Here is a 21,233-nt window from a genome sequence, read left to right on the forward strand (position 1 = left end):
CCGGACCACGGACCGTGCCGGTCCTTCATGATCACTCCATAACGTACGGTCATGGGAGATCACCGCACGGTCGTGGCCGGTGTCGACGGCGCCACGACGAGCTCGGCAACCGTCGGCCTGGCCGTGGCCGAAGCGGTCCGCCGCTCGGCCCGGCTACGGATAGTGCACGTCTGGCCCGGCCGCTACCGGGGCCGGTTCCGGATCGCGGACGCGCACCGCGGCGTCGCGGAGGGCCGGCGCCTGCTGGCGCTCGCCGCCCGGCACGCCGCCGGCCTGGACCCCACCCTGGTCATCGAGACCGAGCTGCGCGCCGGCGTCGCCGCCGAGGCGCTCGCGGACTCGTCCCGGGACGCCGGGCTGCTCGTGATCGGGCACCGGGACGGGCAGTTGAGCCGCTCGGACTGGGGTTCGACGGCACGCGGGCTGGCCCAGGCGTGCGCCTGCCCGCTGCTGGTCCACCGGGGACGTACGGGGATGCGCGGCCCGATCGTCGTGGGCGTCTCCGGCCGCGACACCGAGCCCGCGCTGGGCTACGCGTTCGTGCAGGCCGCGCTGGCCGGGGCGGATCTCGTCGCGGTGCGCGCCTGGCACCGGTCGCCGTCCCGGCGCGACGAGCGGCCGTTCCCGGTCGGTGGCGACGCCGGGGAACGGCGGGCGGTGACCGAGTCGCTGGCGGCCGCGCTGGTCGTGTGGTCCTGCCGGCTGCCACAGGTCACCGTCGAGCCGCTGGTGGTGCCGGAGGTCGAGGTGCCGTACACGCTGGCCCGCGCGTCGCGGCGGGGGCGGCTGCTGGTGGCCGGGACCGGCGGGCGCGGCGAGCTGACCGAGCTGATCCGGGGCCCGGCCGGGCAGCCGGGCAGCCACGACCGGCTCTGCCCGGTGCTGCTGGTGCCGCCGCAGTGGCCGGTCGAGCTGGCCGCCGCCCCGGGCCTGGGAACGCTACCGGCGCGGAGCCCGGCGATGTGAGCGTCACGCGCCGGGTTCACCGGGCGCCTTGACTTCTCCGTTGTGATCGCTAACATGATGGCAATCGCATCGACGTCGGTAACTGCGCTCTCCGGTGCCGTCATCCACGCGGCCCACCCGGTGCCCACCATCTGATCCCCCGCCCGGCGGCAAGCGCCACCCCCGCGCCGGCCGCCGGGCGCCCCCGTCCCCCGGCGGCGCCGAGGTCCCCGACCGGCCCGCCGCCCACCGGAAGGCGATCCCCATGCGACACCGCTTCCGTGCCCTGCTGCTCGTCACCGTCACCGGCCTCGCCACCATCACCGCCGGCACGGTCGGCGTCCCCGGCGCCGGCGCCGCGACGTACCCCGACCCGGGGGTGGTGACCGGCTCGACCGGCGCGCACGACCCGACGATGGTGAAGAAGCCCGGCGGTGGCTACCTGCTGGCCGCCACCGGCGACGGCATCACGCTGAAGACCTCGGCCGACCGGACCCGGTTCACCGACGCCGGCCGGGCGTTCCCGAACGGCACGGCCTGGGCCGACGAGTACACCGGCGGCAGCGCGAACCTGTGGGCGCCGGACATCTCCTACCACGGCGGGAAGTACCTGATGTACTACGCCGCGTCCAGCTTCGGCTCCAGCAAGTCGGCGATCTTCCTGGCCGGCTCCACCAGCGGCGCGGCCGGGACCTGGACCGACTACGGCAAGGTGATCGAGTCGACGGCCACCAGCGGCTGGAACGCGATCGACCCGAACCTGACGGTCACCCCGTCCGGCGAGTGGTGGCTGAGCTTCGGGTCGTTCTGGTCCGGCCTCAAGATGGTCAAGCTGAACCCGTCGACCGGCAAACGCGCCGACCGCACCATCCACAACATCGCCGAGCGCTTCGACAACAGCAAGTCCGTCGAGGCCCCGTTCGTCTTCCGGCACGGCGGGTACTACTACCTGTTCATGGCGTTCGACTTCTGCTGCCGGGGCGCGTCGAGCACCTACCGCGTCATGGTGGCCCGGTCGACGACGATCACCGGGCCGTACCGGGACCGGGCCGGCACGCTCACCACGGCCGGCGGCGGCACCGAGATCCTGGCCTCGCACGGCGCCATCCACGGCCCGGGGCACCCCGCGGTGTTCACCGACAGCGACGCCGACGTGCTGGTCTACCACTACTACACGTCCGCGGGCGACGCCCGGCTCGGCATCAACCTGCTCGGCTGGGACTCCTCCGGCTGGCCGTACGTCTACTGACGCCGGCGGCGGTCCCGGGGCCGCTTTCGGGGCCGCCGTGGCGCTCAGTGGAACGTGTTGGTCTGGATGTTGTGGTCGCCGATCTGCACGCCCCGGCCCCGCGAGAGATCCACCCGGAACGTGCGCCCCTGCGGGCCGGCCAGCTCCAGCAGCTCCCGGGCCACGGCCACGATCCGCTGGTCGTCGGCCGCGCCGGAGTCGGTCAGGTCGTCACCGATCCGTGCCGCCCACGTGCCCGGCTCGGTCTCGTCGGCCTCCAGCGCCTGCCGCGCCTGCGGCCGCCCGCCGAACCGCTGCCTGATCATCGTCTTGAGCAGCTGATAGCTGTCGCTGACGGCCTCGGTGGCGGTGCCGGACACGCCGGCGCTCGCCCCGGCCGCCAACGCGGCCACGATGACTTCCAGCATCTCCCACCTCACGCTGATGACCGCCGATACGCTGATGACCGCCGATCCCGGGCCACCCACGGTATCGGCGCGGCCACCGTCCGGCCACCTCCGGCGGTGTCGTCTTCCGGCACCGGTCGCGCCGGACCACCCATGCACGGCCGTCAACGCCGGACCGGCCACGGCGTGGCAGCATGTTGCCGGTCGGGCGGATCACCGCGCGGTCCTCGCCGGATGCGCTCACCCCCGGGCAGGGGCGCGCGCCGTTCGAGAGTGCCGATACCGTCAGGGGGTCGCGCCCGTTCGAACGCGGCGACCACCGCGCCGTGCGAGGAGTGCCGATACCGTCAGGTGGTCGCGGACCAGGTCCGGGCGGTGGGCGCGGTGATCCCCGGCGCGGGCCCGCGGCCGGCGCTGCCCGCCGTACGAGGAATGGTTCGACGGCGCCCGCGGGCGCCCCGAGAGAATCCGGTGATCATGGCCCGTCTCCTGCTGGTCCGGCACGGTCAGGCGTCCTTCGGCGCCGACGACTACGACGCGCTCTCCGCGCTCGGTCACGAGCAGGCGCGCACGCTCGGGCGCGTGCTCGCCGCCCGGGGCGTCCGGCCCACCCTGGTGCTGCGCGGCACCATGCGGCGGCATCAGGAGACCCTGGCCGGGCTGCTCGACGGCCTCGGCGCCCCGGCTCCGGCCGAGGTGGACGCGGGCTGGGACGAGTTCGACTTCCAGCACGTCGTGGAGATCCACCGGCCGCTCTACCGCGACCGCGCCGCCATGATGGCCGAGCTCCACGTCCGCGAGCGCCCCGAGCAGGCGTTCCAGGAGGTCTTCGACGCGGCCACGGCCCGCTGGTCGTCCGGCGCCCACGACGCGGAGTACGCCGAGTCGTTCGGCTCGTTCCGGGCGCGGGTCGCCATCAGCCTGCGGTCGGCCCGCGACCGGTTGCGCGAGCACCGCGACATCGTCGCGGTCAGCTCCGGCGGCCCGATCGCGATGGCGTCCGCGCTGCTCACCGCCGGGCCGGACGCGCCCGCCGCGACCCTGGCGACGCTGTGGGCGGCGCTGAACCGGGTCTCCGTCAACACCGGCGTCACCAAAATCATCTCCGGCCGCAGCGGGCTGTCGCTGTCGACCTTCAACGAGCACACCCACGTCGAGCGCGAGCCGCGGCTGCTCACCTACCGGTGACCGGACCGGCCGGGCGGAGGTCGCCGGCCGGCCGGCCCGGGCGCCGGCGACGTGCCCCTACGCCGTGCCGTGCCGCAGAGAACCCCCGCGGCGGAAAGGACACGCCGCCCGCCACGGGGCGCCTCGGGTTCGGTGACGCTCGCCGGTGACGGCCCGCGCCGGCAGCCCTGGTCGCCCGGCGCGGTCAGGCCGCGCGGGACAGGGTGTCGAACTCCTCGTCGGTCAGCTCGACGTCGGCCGCCGCGAGGTTCTCCTCCAGGTGCGCGACCGACGACGTGCCGGGGATCGGGACGATGACCGGCGAGCGGCGCAGCAGCCAGGCCAGGGCGAGCTGGCCGGTCGTGACACCGGGGTGCGCGGCCGCCACCCGGTCCAGCGGGCCGCCCGGCCGGGCCAGCGCGCCCGCGTCGACCGGCGCCCACGGGATGAACGCGATACCCTGCTCGGTGCAGTAGTCCAGCAGCTTCTCGGCGCGCCGGTCGCCGAGGTTGTAGCGGTTCTGCACCGACGCGACCGGGATGCCGGCGTCCTGCGCGGCCCGGACGTCCTCGACGCTGACCTCGGAGAGGCCGACCTGCTTCGCCAGGCCCTCGTCGAGGAACGCCCGGATCTCCGCGAACTGCTCGTCGCGCGGGGTACGCGGGTCGATGCGGTGCAGCTGCCACAGGTCGATCTGCTCGACCCCGAGCCGGCGCAGCGACATCAGCAGGCACTGGCGCAGGTACTCCCGGCGACCCAGCGCCACCCAGTTGTCCGGGCCGAGACGGGTGAAACCGCCCTTGGTGGCGATCACCACGTCGCCGTAACCGGTGCCGTCGTGCAGGGCCTCGCGGATCAGCTGCTCCGAGACGTACGGCCCGTACGAGTCGGCGGTGTCGATGAAGGTGACTCCCAGCTCGGCGGCCCGGCGCAGCACCCGGATCGCCTCGTCGTGGTCACTGGGCGGACCCCAGATGCCCGGCCCGGTGATCCGCATCGCACCGAACCCGAGCCGGTGCACCCGCTTCCCACCGAGATCGATACTGCCGCTGCCGGCGACGCTCATGGCTCTTCCCCTCCGAGGAACTCGTCGATCACCGGCACGATCTCGTCGGCGAACTCGTCGAAGAAGCCGTGCCGGCCGCCCTCGTGAAGGTACAGCCTGGCGCCGGGGATCCGCTCGGCGAGCAGCGGCGCGTTCGCCGCCGGGACCATGCGGTCGTCGGCGCCGTGCAGGACCAGGGTGGGCGCCTGGATCAGCGGCAGCTCGGCCCAGGCGTCGTGCCGGTTGCTGGCGCGCAAATGCGCGCGGCTCTCCTCGGCGGTCATCCCGGGATCGCCGAACAGGTGACTGTGGCCGGTCCACGCGTCGGTGTAGAACAGTGCGCGCAGGGTGCGCAGCCGGGCCGCGCCGTCCGGGTCGGCCAGGCCGCGCCGCACCTCGGAGCCGCGTTCCCGGGCGTGCCGGCCGCCCGGTGACGTGCAGGCCAGCACCAGGCGCCCGACCAGCCCGGGATGCCGGGCGGCCAGGAACTGGGCGACGCGGCCGCCCATCGAGGTGCCGTACACTGCGGCCGGCCCGCCGCCCACGGCGGTCAGCACCGCGGCGGCGTCGGCCGCGAATCCGGCGGTGGTCCAGTCGGCCACCGGGCCCCGGCTGTCCCCGGTGCCGCGGTAGTCGAAGGTGACCACGTGGAATCGGTCCTCGAAGCGCTCGCGCAGGCCGGTCCACCAGGTGTGCGAATTGGCCTGCCCGGGCAGCAGGAGCAGCACCGGCCCGTCGGCACGGCCGCTGGCCTGCACGGCGAGCCGGAATCCGTCGTCGGTCATCACCACGCTGGTCACCGGGGGAGCCTACCGTCGTCGGCCGGGCGTTCACGACGGCGCCGGTGGCCGCCCGCGGCCGGGGCGACGGCCGTTCACGACCGCGCCCCACTACCGCGCCGATGGCTGTTCACGACCGCGCCGATGGCCGTTCGTTACCGCGCGCCACGACCGCGCCGTGACCCATCACCGCCGCGCCTCCCTGCCGCGCCGGTGGGCGGCCGCGGCCGTGGCGATGGCCGTTCGTTACCGCGCCGATGCGGACCGGGCCGCTCAGGCGAGGCCGCGGGCGGCCTCGTCCAGGTGGGCCAGGAAGCGGGTGACCGCGGGCGGGGCGGTGCGGCCGGCCAGGGTGGCCGCGTACACACGCCGGACCGGGACGTCGTCCGGGTGCAGCCGCAGCAGCGTGATGTCGGCCGGGGCGCCGCGCGCGGCGAGCGCGGGGACCAGGGTGACGCCGAGACCGGCCGCGACGCAGCCCAGCTTGCCGGTCCACTCGCCGACCGCGATGTCGATGCGGGGCCGGAACCCGGCGGCGGCGCTGTCGCCCAGCAACGTCTGCTCGGCACGCGGCGAGCTGGCGATGAAGGACTCGTCGGCCAGCTCGGCGAGGCGCACCGTGCGGCGGCGGGCCAGCCGGTGGTCCCGGGGCACCGCGACCAGCATCCGCTCGTCGAGCAGGGGGCGCAGGTCGAAGCGGCCCGCGTCGGGTGGGCCGCCCGGAGCCGTGCTGACCACCGCGACGTCGGCGTCCCCGGCGGCCAGTCGCTCCAGCAGCACCGGCGACATGCCCTCCACCAGCGACCAGGTGATCCCGGGGTGCGCCGTGCGGAACGACGCCAGGGCGCGCGGCACCAGCGCGGCCACCGCGGTCGCGAACGCGCCGACGCGCAACCGGCCCGCGTCGACGGAATCCAGCTCGTCGACCGCCTGCCGGGCGGCGGCCAGCCGGTCGAGGACCGCGTCCGTGTACGGAAGCAGGGCACGACCCTGCTCGGTGAGCGCGACGCCGCGCGGCAGCCGGTCCAGCAGCCGGGCACCGATCTCCGCCTCCAGGGCAGCGACCTGCCGCGACACGGCGGACTGGGTGAACCGCAGGTGGCGGGCGGCAGCGGTGATCGAGCCGAGGTGCGCGACCGTGCGGAACACCTCGAGCAGCTGGGTCTCCACCGAGCCATGCTATCCACGCATCGCAGCCATGCTTAACAGTCGCTGGTCGCATGGCTGGCGCTCACCTAGCGTTCCGGTCATGACGGATATCGCGGTGCTCGGCACCGGACGTATGGGTGGCGCGCTGGCCGGTCGGCTGTGCGCGAACGGTCATCGGGTGACGGTCTGGAATCGCCATCGCCAGCGCACCGCCGAGGCGGCCCGCGCGGGCGCCGGGGTGGCCGCGTCCGCCGCGGAGGCGGTGGCCGCCGCGGACCTGGTGATCACCATGCTCACCGACGGCGGCGCCGTCGAAGCGGTGCTGTTCGGCCAGGGCGCCGCCACCGCCCTGCGGCCGGGCGCGGTGCTGGTGCAGATGTCCACGATCGGACCGGCGGAGACCGCCGCATTCCTCGGCCGACTCCCGGCCGGGGTGCACTTCGTGGACGCCCCGGTCGGCGGGAGCGTCGACGCGGTCGCGGCCGGCTCACTGACGGTGCTCGCCGGCGGCACGACCGAGGCGCTGCAGCGGGCCGAGCCGGTGCTGCGCGAGCTCGGCACGGTACGCCGGTGCGGTGACGTGGGCGAGGCCACCCGGGTGAAGCTGGTCCTGAACACGGCCTGGCTCACCGCGCTCGGCGCGCTGCACGACACGCTGGGCACCGCCGCCGCGCTCGGCCTGGACCGGCAGGTCACGCTGGAGCTGCTGGCCGCTGGACCGCTGGCCGGCGCGCTGCGCCGGGCGAACAGCGCCACGGCCGACTTCGCGGTCGCGCTGGCGGTCAAAGACCTGGATCTGACGTACGGCGAAACGCCCGACCGCCCGGTCGTCGCCGCCACCCGGCGGCTGCTGCACGACCTCCCGGACCAGGACGCTGACCTGGCCACCATCGTCGATCTGGGGAACCGATGAAGCTCACGCTGGACAATCCGCCCGGTGTCGCCGCGCCGTACGCGGACCGGTTAGCCAACGTCGCGCGCCTCGACCTGCCCGGCGGCGCGCTGCTCACCCTCGCCGGTCAGGTGGCGGTGGACGACACCGGCACGGTCGTCGCACCGGGCAATGCCGGCGCTCAGGCTGAACGGATCTTCGAGATCATCGGCGGGCTGCTCGCCGCGCACGGGGCCGGTTTCCGCGACGTCCTGCACGTTCGGACGTTCATGATGGACCTGGCCGACCTGCCGGCCTACGCCGCGGTCCGCCGCCGGGTCTTCCCGGCCGACCCGCCGGCCAGCACGACCGTGCAGGTCAGCGGGCTGTTCCTGCCCGGCCTGGCGCTGGAGGTGGAGGTCACCGCAGCGGTCAGGAGCGGCTGACGAGGCGGGACAGCAGACGCGCCCGGGCTGCCTGCCGCGCCCCGTCGGCGGCCGGCCACCAGGGGCACGCCACGTGCATGGCGGCAACCCGGCCGGTGGCCGTCAGCCTCGCGCAGGCGGCCACCACGGCGTCGGTGGACGGCCCACCCGGCACCGGGAAGCGCAGGCCGGGCAGCTCACCGGCGTCGACGACGTCCACATCGACATGCAGCACGAGCGGCCCCGGCGGGACGGTGGCCGCCCCGATCTCGGCAACCGGGAGCCGGCGGGTGGCGCTGGCCGCCAGGTAGGCGGCCTCGGCTGGGTCGAGGTCCCGCGCGTCCGCCAGCACCGCGCGCTCCGGTGAGACCGGGCGCAACCCGAACGCGTCGGCATACTTCCCCGGGTGCGCGCCGGTGACCAGGCGCAACGCCAGGCCGCCGAGGTACCCGGAGGTGCTGGTCTGCAGGGTGTGCACGTCGCCGTGCGCATCGAACCAGACCACGGCCGGGTCCAGACCAGCCCGCTGCACACCGGCGATCACTCCGCCGGCCACCAGGCAGTCGCCGGACAGAACCAGAGGCACCGCACCATCCGCGACCACCGGCGCTACCGCCACGGCGGTCGCGTCACACACCGCGGTGATCCTCGGCCACACGTCGCCGTCGGGAAACCGGGGCTCGACGGTCACGTCGGCGGGCACCGGGATCTCGTCCTCCGCCAGCCGCTCGTCTTGGTGATACGGAACCAGGATCGTGGTCATCCCGGCAGCCTACGGGGGCGCGGCGGCGCGGATGGGGCGTGGCGGCGCGGCGGCGCCGACAGGCACGGCGGCGCCGACAGGCGCGGCGCCCGGCGGCGCGGACGGGGCGCGGCGGCGCGGACGCGGGCGGGGTGCGGGGCGGGGTGCAGGCGAGGTGCGGGGCGGGGCGCAGGCGAGGTGCGGGGCGCGGGCGGGGCGCGGCGGTGACACGGCGGCGCCGACGGGGCGCGGCGGCGCGGACGCGGGCGGGGTGCGGGGCGGGGTGCAGGCGAGGTGCGGCGGTGACACGGCGGCGCCGACGGGGCGCGGCGGGGCGGACGGGGCGCGGCGGCACCCGCGAAGCGCGGCCGCAACGGCGAGACGCAACGACACCAGCGAAGCAGGGCCACAACGACGCGGCAGCCACAACGGCGAAGCGCGGCCATACGGGCGGGGCAGGCACGTGCTCATCGCACGGCCTCGTCGAGCGCCGCCGGAAACTCCTCGACGCCGAGAACCCGCAGCAGCTCCAGGCGCTGCCGGGCCTCATCGTCGGCCGGCGTGAGCACCAGTAGTTGCTGGCCCAGGTCCGGGGTCATCAGAGTCTCGCAGTCCATGGTCAGCCGGCCCACCCGCGGGTGCCGGAAGGTCTTCCGGTCGGCACGCCGGACCTTCACCTGGTGCTCGGCCCAGAGGCGGCGGAAGTCCACGCTGGCCGCCTGCAGCCGCTCGACAAGGCGGGTGACCACCGGGTCCCCGGGACGACGGCCGGCTGCCGCACGCAGGTCGGCCACATACTGCCGGGCGTGATGCTCCCATTCCTGCGGCGGGTTGAAGTCGCGGACGGCCGGCTCGGTGAACCAGCGGTAGATCAGGTAGCGGCGGTCGCCGGTGAAGCTCGTCAGGTCTCCGGCCAGCAGGATCGAGGCGCGGTTCTGCGCGAGCACCTCGCCCAGGTCGGAAATGACCAGCGCGGGAGCGTCGCCAAGCAGATCGAGCATGCGCACCAGGCCGGCGCGTGCGATCCGCGCCGCGCCGTCGGCGGGCGGCGGCTGGTGCCCGGCGAGGCGGAACAGATGATCGCGCTCGTCGTCGGAAAGGCGCAGGGCCCGGGCCAGCGCGGCCAGCAGCTGGGTCGAGGGCTGGCTGCTGCGGCCCTGCTCCAGGCGGACCACATAGTCCACCGACATGCCGGCGAGCAGCGCCACCTCTTCCCGGCGCAGGCCGGTGGTGCGGCGCCGGGAGCCGCTGGCGATACCCACCTCGGCCGGACGGATCGCCGCACGGCGGCGGCGCAGGAAATCGGCGAGCTCGTCACGCTGCATGTCCCCATCGTCCCCGGGTGCGACGGGCTCAGCCAGGGAGCGGCTCTCCCACGATAAGCGCTCCGCTCCCACACGCCGCCGCCCCGGCGCAGGCTGGACGGCATGCAGACACGAACCTTGGGAAACACCGGTCCGACCGTCTCCGCCCTCGGCCTGGGCGCGATGGGCATGTCGAACGGCGCGTACGGCGCCGCCGATCGCGCCGAGAGCATCGCCACGGTGCACGCCGCGCTGGATGCCGGCGTCACCCTGATCGACACCAGTGACCACTACGGCGCCGGCCACAACGAGATGTTGCTGGCCGAGGCGCTGCGCGGCCGGGACCGCGACAGTTATGTGCTGAGTGTCAAGTTCGGCGCGCTGGTGGGGCCGGGCGGCGGGTTCAACGGGCAGGACGGCCGGCCGGTGGCGGTGAAGAACCTGCTGGCCCACTCGCTGACCCGGCTGGGCGTCGACCACATCGACATCTACCGCCCGGCCCGGCTGGATCCGGCGGTGCCGATCGAGGAGACGGTCGGCGCGATCAAAGAGATGATCGACGCCGGGTATGTGCGGCACGTCGGCCTCTCCGAGGTTGGTGCCGACACGATCCGCCGGGCGCACGCTGTGCATCCGATCGCCGACCTACAGATCGAGTATTCGCTGGTGTCGCGCGCGGTGGAGGCGCAGGTGCTGCCGACGTTGCGCGATCTGGGGATCGGGCTGACGGCGTACGGGGTGCTCAGCCGGGGTCTGATCTCCGGGCACTGGAACGCCACGGAGCCGCGCCCCGGCGACCACCGGACCCACCTGCCCCGGTTCTCCGGCGAGAACGTGCGGCACAACCTGGCCCTGGTGGAAGGCCTGCGCCAGGTCGCCGAGGCGAAGGGCTGCACGGTCGCGCAGCTGGCCATCGCCTGGGTGGCCGCGCAGGGCGCGGACATCGTGCCGCTGGCCGGCGCGCGCACCCGCTCACGGCTGGCCGAGGCGCTGCCGGCGCTGGATCTCACGCTCACCCCCGAGGACCTGGCCGAGATCGAGCGGGCGGTGCCGAAGGGCGCGGCACGCGGCGACCGCTACCCCGCCGCCCTGATGTCCGGCGTCGGCGTCGGCAACTGACCCCAGGCCGCCGCGCCGGCCCGGCGCGTCATGGGGAGGCGCGGTCCGCGTCGGCTCACGGCCGATCCTTCCGGTACGACGTCGGAGCCCTTCGGAGCAAATTCCGTCCCCAGGCGAACCCCGGCCAGGCGAGCACCGTGAGTTGAACAGCCCCATCCGCAGACGGTTCCCCCCGACCGGGCGGGCACCGTGAGCTCAACAGCCCCATCCGCAGACGGTTCCCGACCCCCGGCCAGGCGAGCACCGTGAGTCGGACAACTCCGTCCGCAGGCGGGGCCAGGCCCCACCGAGGTCGTCGCGTGCGCCCTCAGCCCCGTGCCGACGCCACCGACGTGCTCACCGGGGGCGGATTGGCGGGGTCGGCCTCGCGACGTGCCTCCTCGGCTCGGTCCTGCGCCTCCTCCAGCTGCTCGTCGGTCGGCTCGGTGCCGGGCGGCTCACGGTCCGGGGTGGGCTCCCCGGACGGATGGTGCACCAGGTAGCGGATCGCGGTGTTCAGCACCGCGAGCAGCGGCACCGCGATCAGACCACCGATGACACCGGCCACCACGACGCCGCACGCGATCGCCAGGATCACCGACAGCGGGTGCAGCGCCACCGCGCGGCCCATGATCAGTGGCTGTAGGACGTGGCCCTCCAGCTGCTGGACCGCGATCACCACGGCGAGCACGCTGATCGCGGTCACCGGGCCGTTCGCCACGAGCGCGACCAGCACCGCTACCGCGCCGCTGAGGGTCGCGCCGACGACCGGGACGAAGGCGCTGAGGAAGACCAGCGCGGCCAGCGGCACCGCCATCGGCACGCGCAGAACGAGAAGGCCGATGCCGATGCCGACCGCGTCGACGAACGCGACCAGCACGGTGGCCCGCACGTACGACACCAGGGTGTGCCACGAGTAGTGCCCGGCGCGCGCGGTAGGCACCCGGGCCTCGCGCGGCAGCAGCCGGCACAGGAACGACCAGATCTGCCCGCCGTCACGCAGGAAGAAGAACAGTGTGAACAGCACGAGGAAGAAGCCGGTCACCACCTCACCCACGGTCGCCGCCGTGTTCAGCGCCCCGGTGGTGATCGATCCCTGGCTGGCGGTGACCGACTCGCGGATCCGGTCGACGTACTGGCTCAGCTGTGCGTCGGTGACGTGCAGCGGGCCGCGTTCCAACCACCGCTGGACCTCGGCGATGCCGTCGCTGACCTGCGAGGAGAGGTTGTCGAACTGGTTGAGGAAGGTGCGCACGATCAGCCCGAGACCGCCGAAGACCAGCACCAGCGCGGCGATCAGCACCAGCCCGGCGGCCAGCGACCGGGACATGCCGCGCCGCACCAGCGCGGCGCTGGCCGGCTGGAAGAGCGCGGCCAGCAGCAGCGCGACCGCGACCGGGATGAGCACCACGTGCAGCAGCGCGATCACCCGCAGGAACAGGTACGTGGCGACGACGAACAGGATGAAACGCCAAGCCCAGGCGCCAGCCGTGCGGACTCCGCTGGGCAGCACGTCAGCGCTGGACGATCGGTTGTTGACCACCACCACGGGCGGCGCGGTGTCCTGCAGGTCCGGCCCCACCGTGAACGGCGGTGGCGCGTTACGGTTCGCCGCCGCGGCGAGTGTGGCCCGGGTACGCTCCCGGACCGTCTGTGTCCAGCTCATCGACTTCCCCTTCGGTTGCAGCCTCGATGCCCGGGGACGTGCGATTTCATGCTTGATCAGTCGGACTAAGGTCACCGCATGTGGCGGATCGTGCGGTTGGTGCTGGTAGCGGCTTGGCTGACCGCGGCGGTGGCGGCCTGGTGGGGCGCGCCCCGCGAAGCCGCGGCCGAGCGGGCCGTGGCCGACGTCGAGGCCGGGCGGGTGGTCGCGTACCAGTGGGGTGACCACTGGTCGGACGACGCCCCGGACCGGTGGTTCTCGGTGCCGTCGCTGAGCTCGTCCACCAGCCAGCGCTCCTGGTACGCGTGGCGCACGCCGGACGGCCGGACGCACTGGACCGATACCGGAGGCGCACCCGAGGTCGCCGATCGGCTGCGCGCCTCCGGGCCGGAGTCGCGCTCCGGTGACGTCACCCCGCTGAGCACCCTGATCAACGGGATCGGCCTGCTTTTCACCGTGGTCTTCCTCGGCGTGATCCTCGCCGGGCCGGCTCCGCTGACCGGCACCCGGTGGTACTGGTTCTGGCTGTTCGCGCTGGTGCCGTTCGGGCTCGGCCTGCTCTACTGGACGTTCCGCGACGTGCCGTGGACCAGGCCGCGGCAGGTGCCGCCGCCCACGCCGGACGGCGCCGAGCACCGGCTGCGCGGCTTCCGCGGCCTGATCGCCGCCGCCCTGGTCTCGGCGGGGGTGTCCCTGCTCCTGGTGCTGCTCACCATGCTGTTGGGCGAGCGCTGGGTGCCCGAGCTGCTGTCCCCATGAGGATGAGCGACGCCCCAAGTCCGGCCGACGCCGGACGAACACCACTCACCCATGACGCTCCCCGACCCGCGCGTCACAAGCCCGGCCGGTACCGGACCGAACACCGCTCACCCAAAGCCGCTCCCCCGACCCGCGTGCCACAAGCCCGGCCGGTACCGGACCGAACACCGCATACCCAAGCCATTCCCCCGACCCCGCGACCCGGCCGCCACAAGCCCGCTCATACCAGACCAAACCACATATCCCCGCATCCGCGCGGCATGCGCCCGGGATCAGAGCGCCGCCAGGATCCGGGCCAGTTCGGCCGGGCGGGTCAGCATCGGCCAGTGCCCGGACTCGATGTCGACCAGGTCGACGTGCTTGGCGCGGGAAAGCTCGGGCAGCCTGCCCGCGGTGATCCACTCGCGGGCCTGCTCCGGGGAGTACTCCGGGCAGATCATCACCACGGGCACGTCGTACCGCCGCTGGTCGGTGTACCGGATGCGGCCCCGGGCGACGCCCTCCGGGACCGGGACGGCCCCGGACTCGAACTCCTGGCGTGCCCGCTCGTCCAGGTCCGCGGAGTCCGGTCCGTCGAACGCCGCCCAGCCGGGGAACGGCATCCACCCCTCGCTGATCTCGAAGAAGTCGCCGTAGCTCTGGCCGTCCTCGCGCGGGTATCCGCCGATCATGGCCACCCGCGACACCCGCTCCGGGCGCGCGTCGGCCGCCAGCCAGGCCAGCCCGCACGCGGCCGAGTGTCCGGCCACGACGGCCGGGCCGGGCGCCGCGTCGACCGCGGCGAGGACCGCCGCGACCTGGTCCTCGAGGGTCGCCGACCGGTGCACGGGAAGGGTCACCGCGACCGCGTCGCGGCCCCGCGCGGCCAGCTCGGCGACGACATCGTGCCACCTCGCCGGGTCCAGCCACAGGCCACCGACGAGGACGATCCGTTCTGCAGTCATGCAAGCAACCTAGAGCCCATTCCGGACGATCGGCTTCCGGTACTGTGCGCGATGTGGCGAATGTTCCCGGCCCGACCGCGCGCGCCCTGCGCACCATGGAGATCCTGCAGGCCCGGCCGGGGACGACCGCGCAGCAGCTGGCCGCGGCGCTGGAGGTGACCGAGCGCGCCGCCCGGCGCTACGTCGGCATCCTGCGCGAGGCCGGCATCCCGGTCGAGTCGGTCCGTGGCCCGTACGGCGGTTACCGGCTCGGCCGCGGCGCCCGGCTGCCCCCGGTCGTCTTCACCGAGGAGCAGGCGCTCGCTCTGGTGATGGCGGTGCTGGACGGGCGGCCGGCGGCCGGCGACGGCGACGATCCGGTCGGCGCGGCGCTCGGCAAGGTGATCCGGGCGCTGCCGGAGGGCATCGGACGGCAGGCGGCGGCGCTGCGGGCGTACGCCGCGGTCGCGCCCGGCCCGAGCGCGGCCCGCACCGATCCGGCCACCGCGAGCGCCCTGGTCGCCGCCGTCGCCGACCGGCGGCGGGTGGTGCTCGCCTACCGCGGGCCGGACGGCGGCGCGTTCGACGACGAGGTGGACCCGTGGGCGGTCGTCGTGCGCCACGGCCGGTGGTATCTGCTGTGCCATTCGCACCGCGCCGCAGCGGTCCGGACCTACCGGGTGGACCGGGTCCGCGAGGTGCGCCGGACCGCGCGGCGGTGCGCCCCGCCGGACGGGCTGGACCCGGTCGCCGCGCTGGAGGAGCACCTCGGCTCCGGATGGAGATACCCGACCCGGGTACGGTTCGACGCGCCCGCGGACCGGGTGGCGCCGTGGATCCGGCCGCCGATGGGCCGTCTGGAGCCGGACGGTGACCGGTGCGTGCTGACCGGCAGCACCCGCAACCCGGCGATGTACGCGCAGGAGTGGCTGGCCGCCGTCCCCTTCGGCTTCACCGTCGAGGAGGGCCCGGAGTTGCGGGCGGCGGTGGCCGCGGTCGCCGCCCGGTTCGGCGCGGCCACGGTTCCGGCGGCGGCGAGTGGGTAAATCCAGGCGCCATGAGGGAGTTCGCGTGGCTGGGCATCGTGCGTCATGGGCAGAGCATCGGCAACGTCGCCGCTGAACGGGCGGAGCGGACGAACGCCGAGGTGATCGACCTGGCCGAGCGGGACGCCGACGTGCCGCTGTCGGCCACCGGCCGCGACCAGGCCCTGGCGCTCGGCAAGTTCCTCGCCAAGGAGGACGACCTGCCGGAGATCGCCGTCGTCTCGCCGTACCTGCGCGCCCGGCAGACCGCCGAGCTCGCGCTGAGCGGCCTGCCGGTCTCGGTGGTCGTGGACGAGCGGCTGCGCGACCGCGAGCTCGGCGTGCTCGACCTGCTCACCAACGCGGGCGTGCACGCCCGCCTGCCCGGCGAGGCCCACCGCCGCGCCCGGCTCGGCAAGTTCTACTACCGGCCGCCCGGCGGGGAGAGTTGGGCCGACGTGCTGCTGCGCCTGCGGTCGCTGCTGCGGGACCTGCGCGAGGACTACCCGGGTGGCCGCGTGCTGCTCGTCGCGCACGAGGCGACGGTCTGGCTGATCCGCTCGCTCGCCGAGGGCCTGACCGAGCCGGAGCTGATGCCGCTGGCCCGCGCCGAGGCGATCGCCAACTGCTCGATCAGCTCGTGGCGCGGCGACGGCGCCGGGCTGACACCGGAACGCTTCAACGCGGTGGGGCACCTGGAGGACCACGGCGCTCCGCCGACCGAACAGGAGGACGTCCGTGCCGAACCAGCATGAGCGGGGCGAGGTGATCACGCCGCGGCTGCTGCGTGACTGGCCCCTGCCCGATCCGCAGGGTGACAAGCAGGCCCGCGGTACGGTCCTGGTGGTGGGCGGTTCCCGGTTCAACCCGGGCGCGGTCCTGCTGGCCGGCGAGGCCGCCCTGCGCTCCGGCGCCGGCCGCCTGCAGCTGGCGGTCACCGGCGAGACCGCGATCCCGCTGAGCATCGCCGTTCCGGAGGCCAAGGTGGTCGGCTTCCCGGCCGGCGACGGGACCCTGCCCGAGCAGGTCACCGAGCTCGCCGCCGGCGCCGACGTGATCGCCATCGGCCCGGGGCTCGACGACATCGGGCAGACCGAGGCGCTGATGCGGCAGATCCTCGGCGCGGCCGGGCCGGGGACCGGGGTCGTCCTGGACGCGTACGCCCTGGGCGCGCTGAGCAAGGACGCGAGTCTGCTGCGGCAGCGCCGCGCCGTCCTCACCCCGAACGTCACCGAGGCGGAGCATCTGCTGGGCCGGGAACCGGGCGACGATCTGGCGGCCGCGAGCCGCGCCCTGGCCGAGCGGTACCAGGCGGTCGTCTCGCTGTTCGGGCACATCGCCGAGCCCGGCGGCCGACTCTGGCGGGAGGAGAGCGGCGACGCCGGCCTGGGCACCTCGGGCAGCGGCGACGTGCGCGCCGGGATCGTCGCGGGCCTGCTCGGCCGGGGCGCGGACCCGGCGCAGGCGGCGTGCTGGGCGGCCTTCGCGCACGCGGTCACCGGCCAGCGGCTGGCGCCGCGACACGGCCGCACCGGCTTCCTGGCCCGCGAGCTGGTCGACGAGGTCGCCTACACGATCGCCACCGTCTGACCGCGGCAAGCGCACCGCGGAACCGAATCGCACCACCGAGACCCTCAAGTCCGCCCCGCCACGGAGCCGAATCGCACCACCGAGGGCCTCAAGTCCGCCGCGCCGCCGCCGATGTCCGCAATACGGCGGAGGGTCCGCGGTGAGGGAGGCGGCGGCATGGCTCGGACAGGCCCGCATCGTGCGGGGGCCCGGCTCACCGCGATCGCGATGCTGGCGGTCGTCGCCGAGGTGCTGCTGATCCCGCTCGGCACGTACGTCGCGTTCTCGAAGCTGCTGGTCTGGGTCCCGGCCACGGCCGCGCTGGCGGTCGCGGTCGCCGCCGCGCGCACGGCCGCGGCCGGGACCGACGGCCCGCTGCGTACGTTCTGGCGCCGCACGTCGACCGGCATCGCCGCCGTGCTGCTGGCGGCGTTGAGCCAGATCGCCGACATCACCACGCACCCGTACACCGGCATCCCGCCGGTCAGCGCCCGCACCCTGCTCTGCTACGTCGCCGGCACGTCCCTGGTGATCGCCGGACTGCTGCGCCTGCCGGGCGGCGGCAGCTCGTGGCGGCAGCTCACCACCGCCGTGCTGGACGTGGCGGTCGTCGCGGTCACCGCCGGGATCGCCGCGTCGCAGTACATGGGCTGGTTCAACGACCGGTTCGGGGTCAGCGCCTCGGCGTGGTGGATGAACATCGCCGTGCTGGCGATCGCCGTGGCCGGCGTGGTCGTGGTCATCAAGATCATGGCGGCGCGCCGCAGCCCGGTGCCGCGCGCCGCGCTGTGGTGGCTGGCCCCGCTCGGGCTCGTCGGGCCGCTGTCCACGGTGCTGATGACCCTGCTCAAGCCGTGGCCGCACCTCAACGGCAGCGCCGCGGTGCTGCCGCTCGTCGGCCTGTTCGCCACGCTCGCCGCACGGGCCCAGTGGCGGCAGGCCCCCGGGCGCGGCACGCGCGCCCGGCAGCCGGTGGACCTGCCCGGACACCAGCGCGGCAGCGCGATCCCACTGGTCGCCGCCGGCCTGACCAGCGTGCTGGTCGCCATCGTCTTCGTGCGCACCGGCCACCTGGGCGCCGCCCAGGTGGCCGGGACCACCCTGTTGCTGCTGCTGGTCGTGGCCCGGCAGGCGGTCGCGCTGGCCGAGAACAGCACCCTGCTGGACAGCGTCGCCCACCAGGCCATGCACGACGAGCTCACCGGCCTGTACAGCCGCCGGTACTTCACCGCGGCGGTCGCCGCCGCCACCGGCACGCACACCGTGGTGCTGATCGACCTCAAGGAGTTCCGGTCGATCAACGACGGGCTGGGGCCGGCGGCCGGCGACGCGCTGCTGGTCGCGTTCGCCGGGCGGCTCACCGCGCTGGCCGGCCACCACGCGGTGGTGGCCCGGCTCGGCGGCGACGAGTTCGGCGTGCTGGTGGCCGGGGCCACCGATCTGACCTCCCGCCTGGTCGCGGCGAACGCCGAGCCGCTGGACGCGGCCGGCCACGACGTGCTGGTCGAGGTGTCGGTCGGCGTCGCCGAGGGGGCTCTCGACCTGTACCGGCAGGCCGAGATCGCGTTGCGGGAGGCGGCCGCCGGCACCGGCGGCGGGCTGGTCCGCTACGACGCCTCGCTGGAGCAGCGGCTGACCCGGCGCGCGACGATCGCCGCCGACCTGCGCCGGGCGCTGCACACCGGCGAGTTGTACCTGCTGTACCAGCCGATCGTCGAACTGCCGCACGGCCGGCCGATCGCGGTGGAGTCGCTGATCCGCTGGCGGCAGCCGGACGGCCGGATCGTGTCGCCGGCCGACTTCATCCCGGTCGCCGAGGACACCGGGCTGATCGTCGAGCTGGGCGCCTGGATCATCGACACGGCCTGCGCCCAGGCCGCCGCCTGGCGGCAGCGGCACGGCGCGGACGCGCTGCGGTCGGTGGCGGTCAACGTGTCGGCCCGGCAACTGCTCGATCCGGCCCTGCCGGACGTGGTCGCGGCCGCGCTGGCCCGGCACGGCGTCCCGGCCGCGCAGCTCACCATCGAGATCACCGAGACCGCGGTGTTCGCCGGCGGACGCGCGCTGGCCACCGTCCACGCGCTGTCCCGGCTGGGGGTCAGTATCGCCCTGGACGACTTCGGCACCGGGCACTCCTCGCTGGGCCTGCTGCGCACCTGCCCGGTGGACGCCATCAAGGTGGACAAGTCGTTCGTCGACGGGCTGGGCGGCACCCCGCAACAGGAGGCCATCGCGATCGCCCTGACCGGGATCGCCGAGACGATGGGCCTGCGCACCGTGGCCGAGGGTGTGGAGACCGCCGAGCAGGCGCGCCGGCTGTTCGAGCTGGGGTACCGCCAGGCGCAGGGCTTCCACTTCGCCCGCCCGCTGCCGGCGGCCGACATCGACGCGATGCTGCCGGACGGCGGCGCCGCGGCGTCGCGGCGGCGCGACCGCGCGGCCTGAGGCCCGCTCAGCCAGGACCTTCCCCGGTACGCCCGGTCCGCCCCGCCGCGGGCACCAGCACCCCCTCGGTGAGCAGCCGGCGGACCAGCACCAGCCGGTCGGCGTCGGTGGCCAGCGGCAGGTCGCCGACCCGGTGCCGGGCGCCGTCGAGCACCGTTCGCAGCGCCGGCTCGCACTCCGCCGGCAGGTCCAGGAACCGGCCGGTGAGCCGCAGCGTCACCCGGTCACCGGCGGGGTCCAGCGCCCAGCGCAGGCCACCCCGGACCACCACCTCGGCGGCCGGGGTGAGCGCGTCGGCGAAGTCGAGCTGGGCGAGCGGGGCGAGCGGCGCGGGCCGGGCCGAGGGCCACGCCCGGTCGCGCAGCCGGGCGGTGATCGGCGCCGGGCCGGCGGTCAGCAGCCAGGAGCGCAGCGCGTCGACGGTCGCGGTGAGCTCGGCGGCGACGGCGTCCGGGTCGGCCACGTCGAATCCGTACGGCAGGGTGGCCCGCAACCGGGCCTCGCCCATCGCCTCGGCCATCAGCTCCTCGACGAGGTCGTACCGGGTCAGGCCGCGGATACCGACGGTCAGGTGCAGGGACCGGCCACCCTCGGTACGGGCCGAGTGCAGCCAGCCGCGGGGCAGGTAGAGCGCGTCGCCGGGGCGCAGCACCACGTCCAGCGCGGGCTCGCCCTCGGCGGTGGCCGCCACCTCGTCGGCGTGCCCGCCCCACGGCTGCCGCTCGACCGGGTCGGGCAGCACGGGCGGGTGCACGCACCAGCGTTTCGCGCCGTCGACCTGGAGCACGAAGACGTCGTGCGTGTCGTAGTGGGTCGCGAAGCCCTGACTGGACGGGGGCGTCAGGTAGGCGTTGACCTGCAGTGGCCGGCGCAGCTCGGCGCCGAGCCGGCCGGTGAACTCGATCAGCGGCGGCCAGAGCCGGTGCAGGCCCTGCAGCACCACGGTGGCGCCGTCGGCGTACAGGCGCATCACCCGCTCGTCGAGCACCTGGTCGGCGACCTCGGCGCCGGCGCCCCCGCCGCCGGTGTACCGCGCGGCGGGCAGCATCCGGCCCTGCCGCGCCACCCGCAGGAACGGGGTGCGCAGGCCGCGCCGGCTGAGCAGCTCGTCGACCGCGGCCGGGGAGAGCAGGTCGGTGAAGCCGCCCGGGCCACCGAGGTCGGCGGCCCGGGACAGCAGTGGCCGCCGGCCCCAGTAGGCGGCGGCGAACTCATCCGGCTCCGCCGCGACCGTACGGGCCAGCGCGCTGCCGCTCGCGGCCGCGGCCATCCGGCCGGGCCTCAGGAGGCGGTGCCGTCGGCGCCACCGTCACGACCGGCCGGGTTCGCCCCACCGTCCGCCGGACCCTCACCGGCACCCCCGTCAGCCCCACCGTCACGACCGGCCGGATTCGCCCCACCATCGGCCGGACCCTCACCGGCACCCCCGTCAGCCCCACCGTCACGACCGAGCGGGTTGGCGCCGCCGTCGGCCGGGCCTTCGCCGTCCTTGTCGGACGGGTCGGAGCTGATGATGTCGTCGTTGCTGAGTCCCATGGTGCTCCCCCGAATAATGGCCTTATATCCCCTAAATCGTACATAATCGGATCAATTGGGTCCAGCACCGCCGCCATGCGGGCCGCCGCTCCGCGAGACCGCGCCCCGGGCCCAGAACCGTGCCGCGGGCGGCTGTCACCGCACGGGAGC

General features: G+C 74.8%; 20 protein-coding genes. 11 read left to right on the forward strand and 9 right to left on the reverse strand.

Features of this window, described 5'->3' with window-relative positions; all coding sequences use genetic code 11:
• The first annotated feature begins 51 nt into the window (after nt 1-51).
• Nucleotides 52-966 (forward strand): universal stress protein, encoded by a 915-nt coding sequence (locus ACTEI_RS19990; protein ID WP_122979041.1) that lies wholly within the window; start codon nt 52-54, stop codon nt 964-966.
• Nucleotides 967-1,210: 244 nt separating this feature from the next.
• Nucleotides 1,211-2,194, forward strand: a complete 984-nt coding sequence (locus ACTEI_RS19995) for an arabinan endo-1,5-alpha-L-arabinosidase (RefSeq protein ID WP_122979042.1) — start codon at nt 1,211-1,213, stop codon at nt 2,192-2,194.
• A 44-nt stretch (nt 2,195-2,238) separates the two neighbouring features.
• On the opposite strand, the gene ACTEI_RS20000 is transcribed toward ACTEI_RS19995, so the two are convergent.
• Entirely contained in the window at nt 2,239-2,601 is a 363-nt protein-coding gene (locus ACTEI_RS20000) for a hypothetical protein (protein ID WP_145831010.1), read from the reverse strand.
• A gap of 456 nt (nt 2,602-3,057) precedes the next feature.
• Between ACTEI_RS20000 and ACTEI_RS20005 the strand changes: the two genes are divergently transcribed.
• Nucleotides 3,058-3,768, forward strand: a complete 711-nt coding sequence (locus tag ACTEI_RS20005; RefSeq protein WP_122982276.1) for a histidine phosphatase family protein — start codon at nt 3,058-3,060, stop codon at nt 3,766-3,768.
• 184 nt (nt 3,769-3,952) lie between these two features.
• Here the strand turns inward: ACTEI_RS20005 and ACTEI_RS20010 are convergent, their stop codons facing one another.
• From ACTEI_RS20010 to ACTEI_RS20020, 3 genes are all read right to left on the reverse strand, one after another.
• Nucleotides 3,953-4,813: an aldo/keto reductase gene (locus ACTEI_RS20010; protein WP_122979044.1), complete on the reverse strand. Its 861-nt coding sequence runs from the start codon at nt 4,811-4,813 to the stop codon at nt 3,953-3,955.
• On the reverse strand, nt 4,810-5,592 hold the full coding sequence (locus ACTEI_RS20015; RefSeq protein ID WP_239082459.1) for an alpha/beta fold hydrolase: 783 nt from the start codon (nt 5,590-5,592) through the stop codon (nt 4,810-4,812). Before ACTEI_RS20015 ends, ACTEI_RS20010 begins: the two co-directional genes overlap by 4 nt.
• Nucleotides 5,593-5,844: 252 nt before the next feature.
• Nucleotides 5,845-6,741, reverse strand: a complete 897-nt coding sequence (locus ACTEI_RS20020; protein WP_122979045.1) for a LysR family transcriptional regulator — start codon at nt 6,739-6,741, stop codon at nt 5,845-5,847.
• Nucleotides 6,742-6,820: 79 nt separating this feature from the next.
• Here ACTEI_RS20020 and ACTEI_RS20025 point away from each other — a divergent pair, with 79 nt between their 5' ends.
• Both ACTEI_RS20025 and ACTEI_RS20030 read left to right on the forward strand, forming a co-directional pair.
• Nucleotides 6,821-7,633 (forward strand): NAD(P)-dependent oxidoreductase, encoded by an 813-nt coding sequence (locus ACTEI_RS20025; RefSeq protein WP_164466029.1) that lies wholly within the window; start codon nt 6,821-6,823, stop codon nt 7,631-7,633.
• A complete protein-coding gene (locus ACTEI_RS20030; RefSeq protein ID WP_122979047.1) occupies nt 7,630-8,037 on the forward strand; it encodes a RidA family protein in 408 nt (135 codons plus the stop codon). Before ACTEI_RS20025 ends, ACTEI_RS20030 begins: the two co-directional genes overlap by 4 nt.
• On the opposite strand, the gene ACTEI_RS20035 is transcribed toward ACTEI_RS20030, so the two are convergent.
• Both ACTEI_RS20035 and ACTEI_RS20040 read right to left on the reverse strand, forming a co-directional pair.
• The gene (locus ACTEI_RS20035; RefSeq protein WP_122979048.1) at nt 8,024-8,779 is read right to left on the reverse strand and encodes an arginase family protein; all 756 of its coding nucleotides are present in this window, start codon (nt 8,777-8,779) and stop codon (nt 8,024-8,026) included. The genes ACTEI_RS20030 and ACTEI_RS20035 overlap by 14 nt on opposite strands.
• A gap of 446 nt (nt 8,780-9,225) precedes the next feature.
• Nucleotides 9,226-10,083, reverse strand: a complete 858-nt coding sequence (locus tag ACTEI_RS20040) for a helix-turn-helix transcriptional regulator (RefSeq protein WP_122979049.1) — start codon at nt 10,081-10,083, stop codon at nt 9,226-9,228.
• A 102-nt stretch (nt 10,084-10,185) separates the two neighbouring features.
• Between ACTEI_RS20040 and ACTEI_RS20045 the strand changes: the two genes are divergently transcribed.
• Nucleotides 10,186-11,181 (forward strand): aldo/keto reductase, encoded by a 996-nt coding sequence (locus tag ACTEI_RS20045; RefSeq protein ID WP_122979050.1) that lies wholly within the window; start codon nt 10,186-10,188, stop codon nt 11,179-11,181.
• 307 nt (nt 11,182-11,488) lie between these two features.
• Here ACTEI_RS20045 and ACTEI_RS20050 read toward each other — a convergent pair whose 3' ends face one another.
• Nucleotides 11,489-12,826, reverse strand: coding sequence for an AI-2E family transporter (locus ACTEI_RS20050; protein ID WP_122979051.1), 1,338 nt, complete (start codon nt 12,824-12,826; stop codon nt 11,489-11,491).
• Nucleotides 12,827-12,904: 78 nt separating this feature from the next.
• Here ACTEI_RS20050 and ACTEI_RS20055 point away from each other — a divergent pair, with 78 nt between their 5' ends.
• Nucleotides 12,905-13,585, forward strand: a complete 681-nt coding sequence (locus tag ACTEI_RS20055; protein WP_122979052.1) for a hypothetical protein — start codon at nt 12,905-12,907, stop codon at nt 13,583-13,585.
• Nucleotides 13,586-13,857: 272 nt separating this feature from the next.
• Here ACTEI_RS20055 and ACTEI_RS20060 read toward each other — a convergent pair whose 3' ends face one another.
• The gene (locus tag ACTEI_RS20060) at nt 13,858-14,529 is read right to left on the reverse strand and encodes an alpha/beta fold hydrolase (protein WP_122979053.1); all 672 of its coding nucleotides are present in this window, start codon (nt 14,527-14,529) and stop codon (nt 13,858-13,860) included.
• Nucleotides 14,530-14,624: 95 nt separating this feature from the next.
• Between ACTEI_RS20060 and ACTEI_RS20065 the strand changes: the two genes are divergently transcribed.
• The 4 genes from ACTEI_RS20065 (at nt 14,625) to ACTEI_RS20080 (ending at nt 19,547) form a co-directional block, all read left to right on the forward strand.
• Complete coding sequence (locus tag ACTEI_RS20065; protein ID WP_122982278.1) at nt 14,625-15,554, forward strand: helix-turn-helix transcriptional regulator; 930 nt, start codon at nt 14,625-14,627, stop codon at nt 15,552-15,554.
• A gap of 11 nt (nt 15,555-15,565) precedes the next feature.
• Nucleotides 15,566-16,288, forward strand: a complete 723-nt coding sequence (locus ACTEI_RS20070) for a histidine phosphatase family protein (protein ID WP_122979054.1) — start codon at nt 15,566-15,568, stop codon at nt 16,286-16,288.
• Nucleotides 16,272-17,123 carry an NAD(P)H-hydrate dehydratase gene (locus tag ACTEI_RS20075; RefSeq protein ID WP_122979055.1) on the forward strand — a complete coding sequence of 284 codons (852 nt, stop codon included), beginning with the start codon at nt 16,272-16,274 and terminating at the stop codon, nt 17,121-17,123. Before ACTEI_RS20070 ends, ACTEI_RS20075 begins: the two co-directional genes overlap by 17 nt.
• 156 nt (nt 17,124-17,279) lie before the next feature.
• Complete coding sequence (locus tag ACTEI_RS20080; RefSeq protein WP_122979056.1) at nt 17,280-19,547, forward strand: putative bifunctional diguanylate cyclase/phosphodiesterase; 2,268 nt, start codon at nt 17,280-17,282, stop codon at nt 19,545-19,547.
• Nucleotides 19,548-19,554: 7 nt separating this feature from the next.
• Here the strand turns inward: ACTEI_RS20080 and ACTEI_RS20085 are convergent, their stop codons facing one another.
• Entirely contained in the window at nt 19,555-20,817 is a 1,263-nt protein-coding gene (locus ACTEI_RS20085; RefSeq protein ID WP_122979057.1) for a cupin domain-containing protein, read from the reverse strand.
• Nucleotides 20,818-21,233 lie beyond the last annotated feature (416 nt).

The organism is Actinoplanes teichomyceticus ATCC 31121, assembly GCF_003711105.1.
Lineage (GTDB): Bacteria > Actinomycetota > Actinomycetes > Mycobacteriales > Micromonosporaceae > Actinoplanes > Actinoplanes teichomyceticus.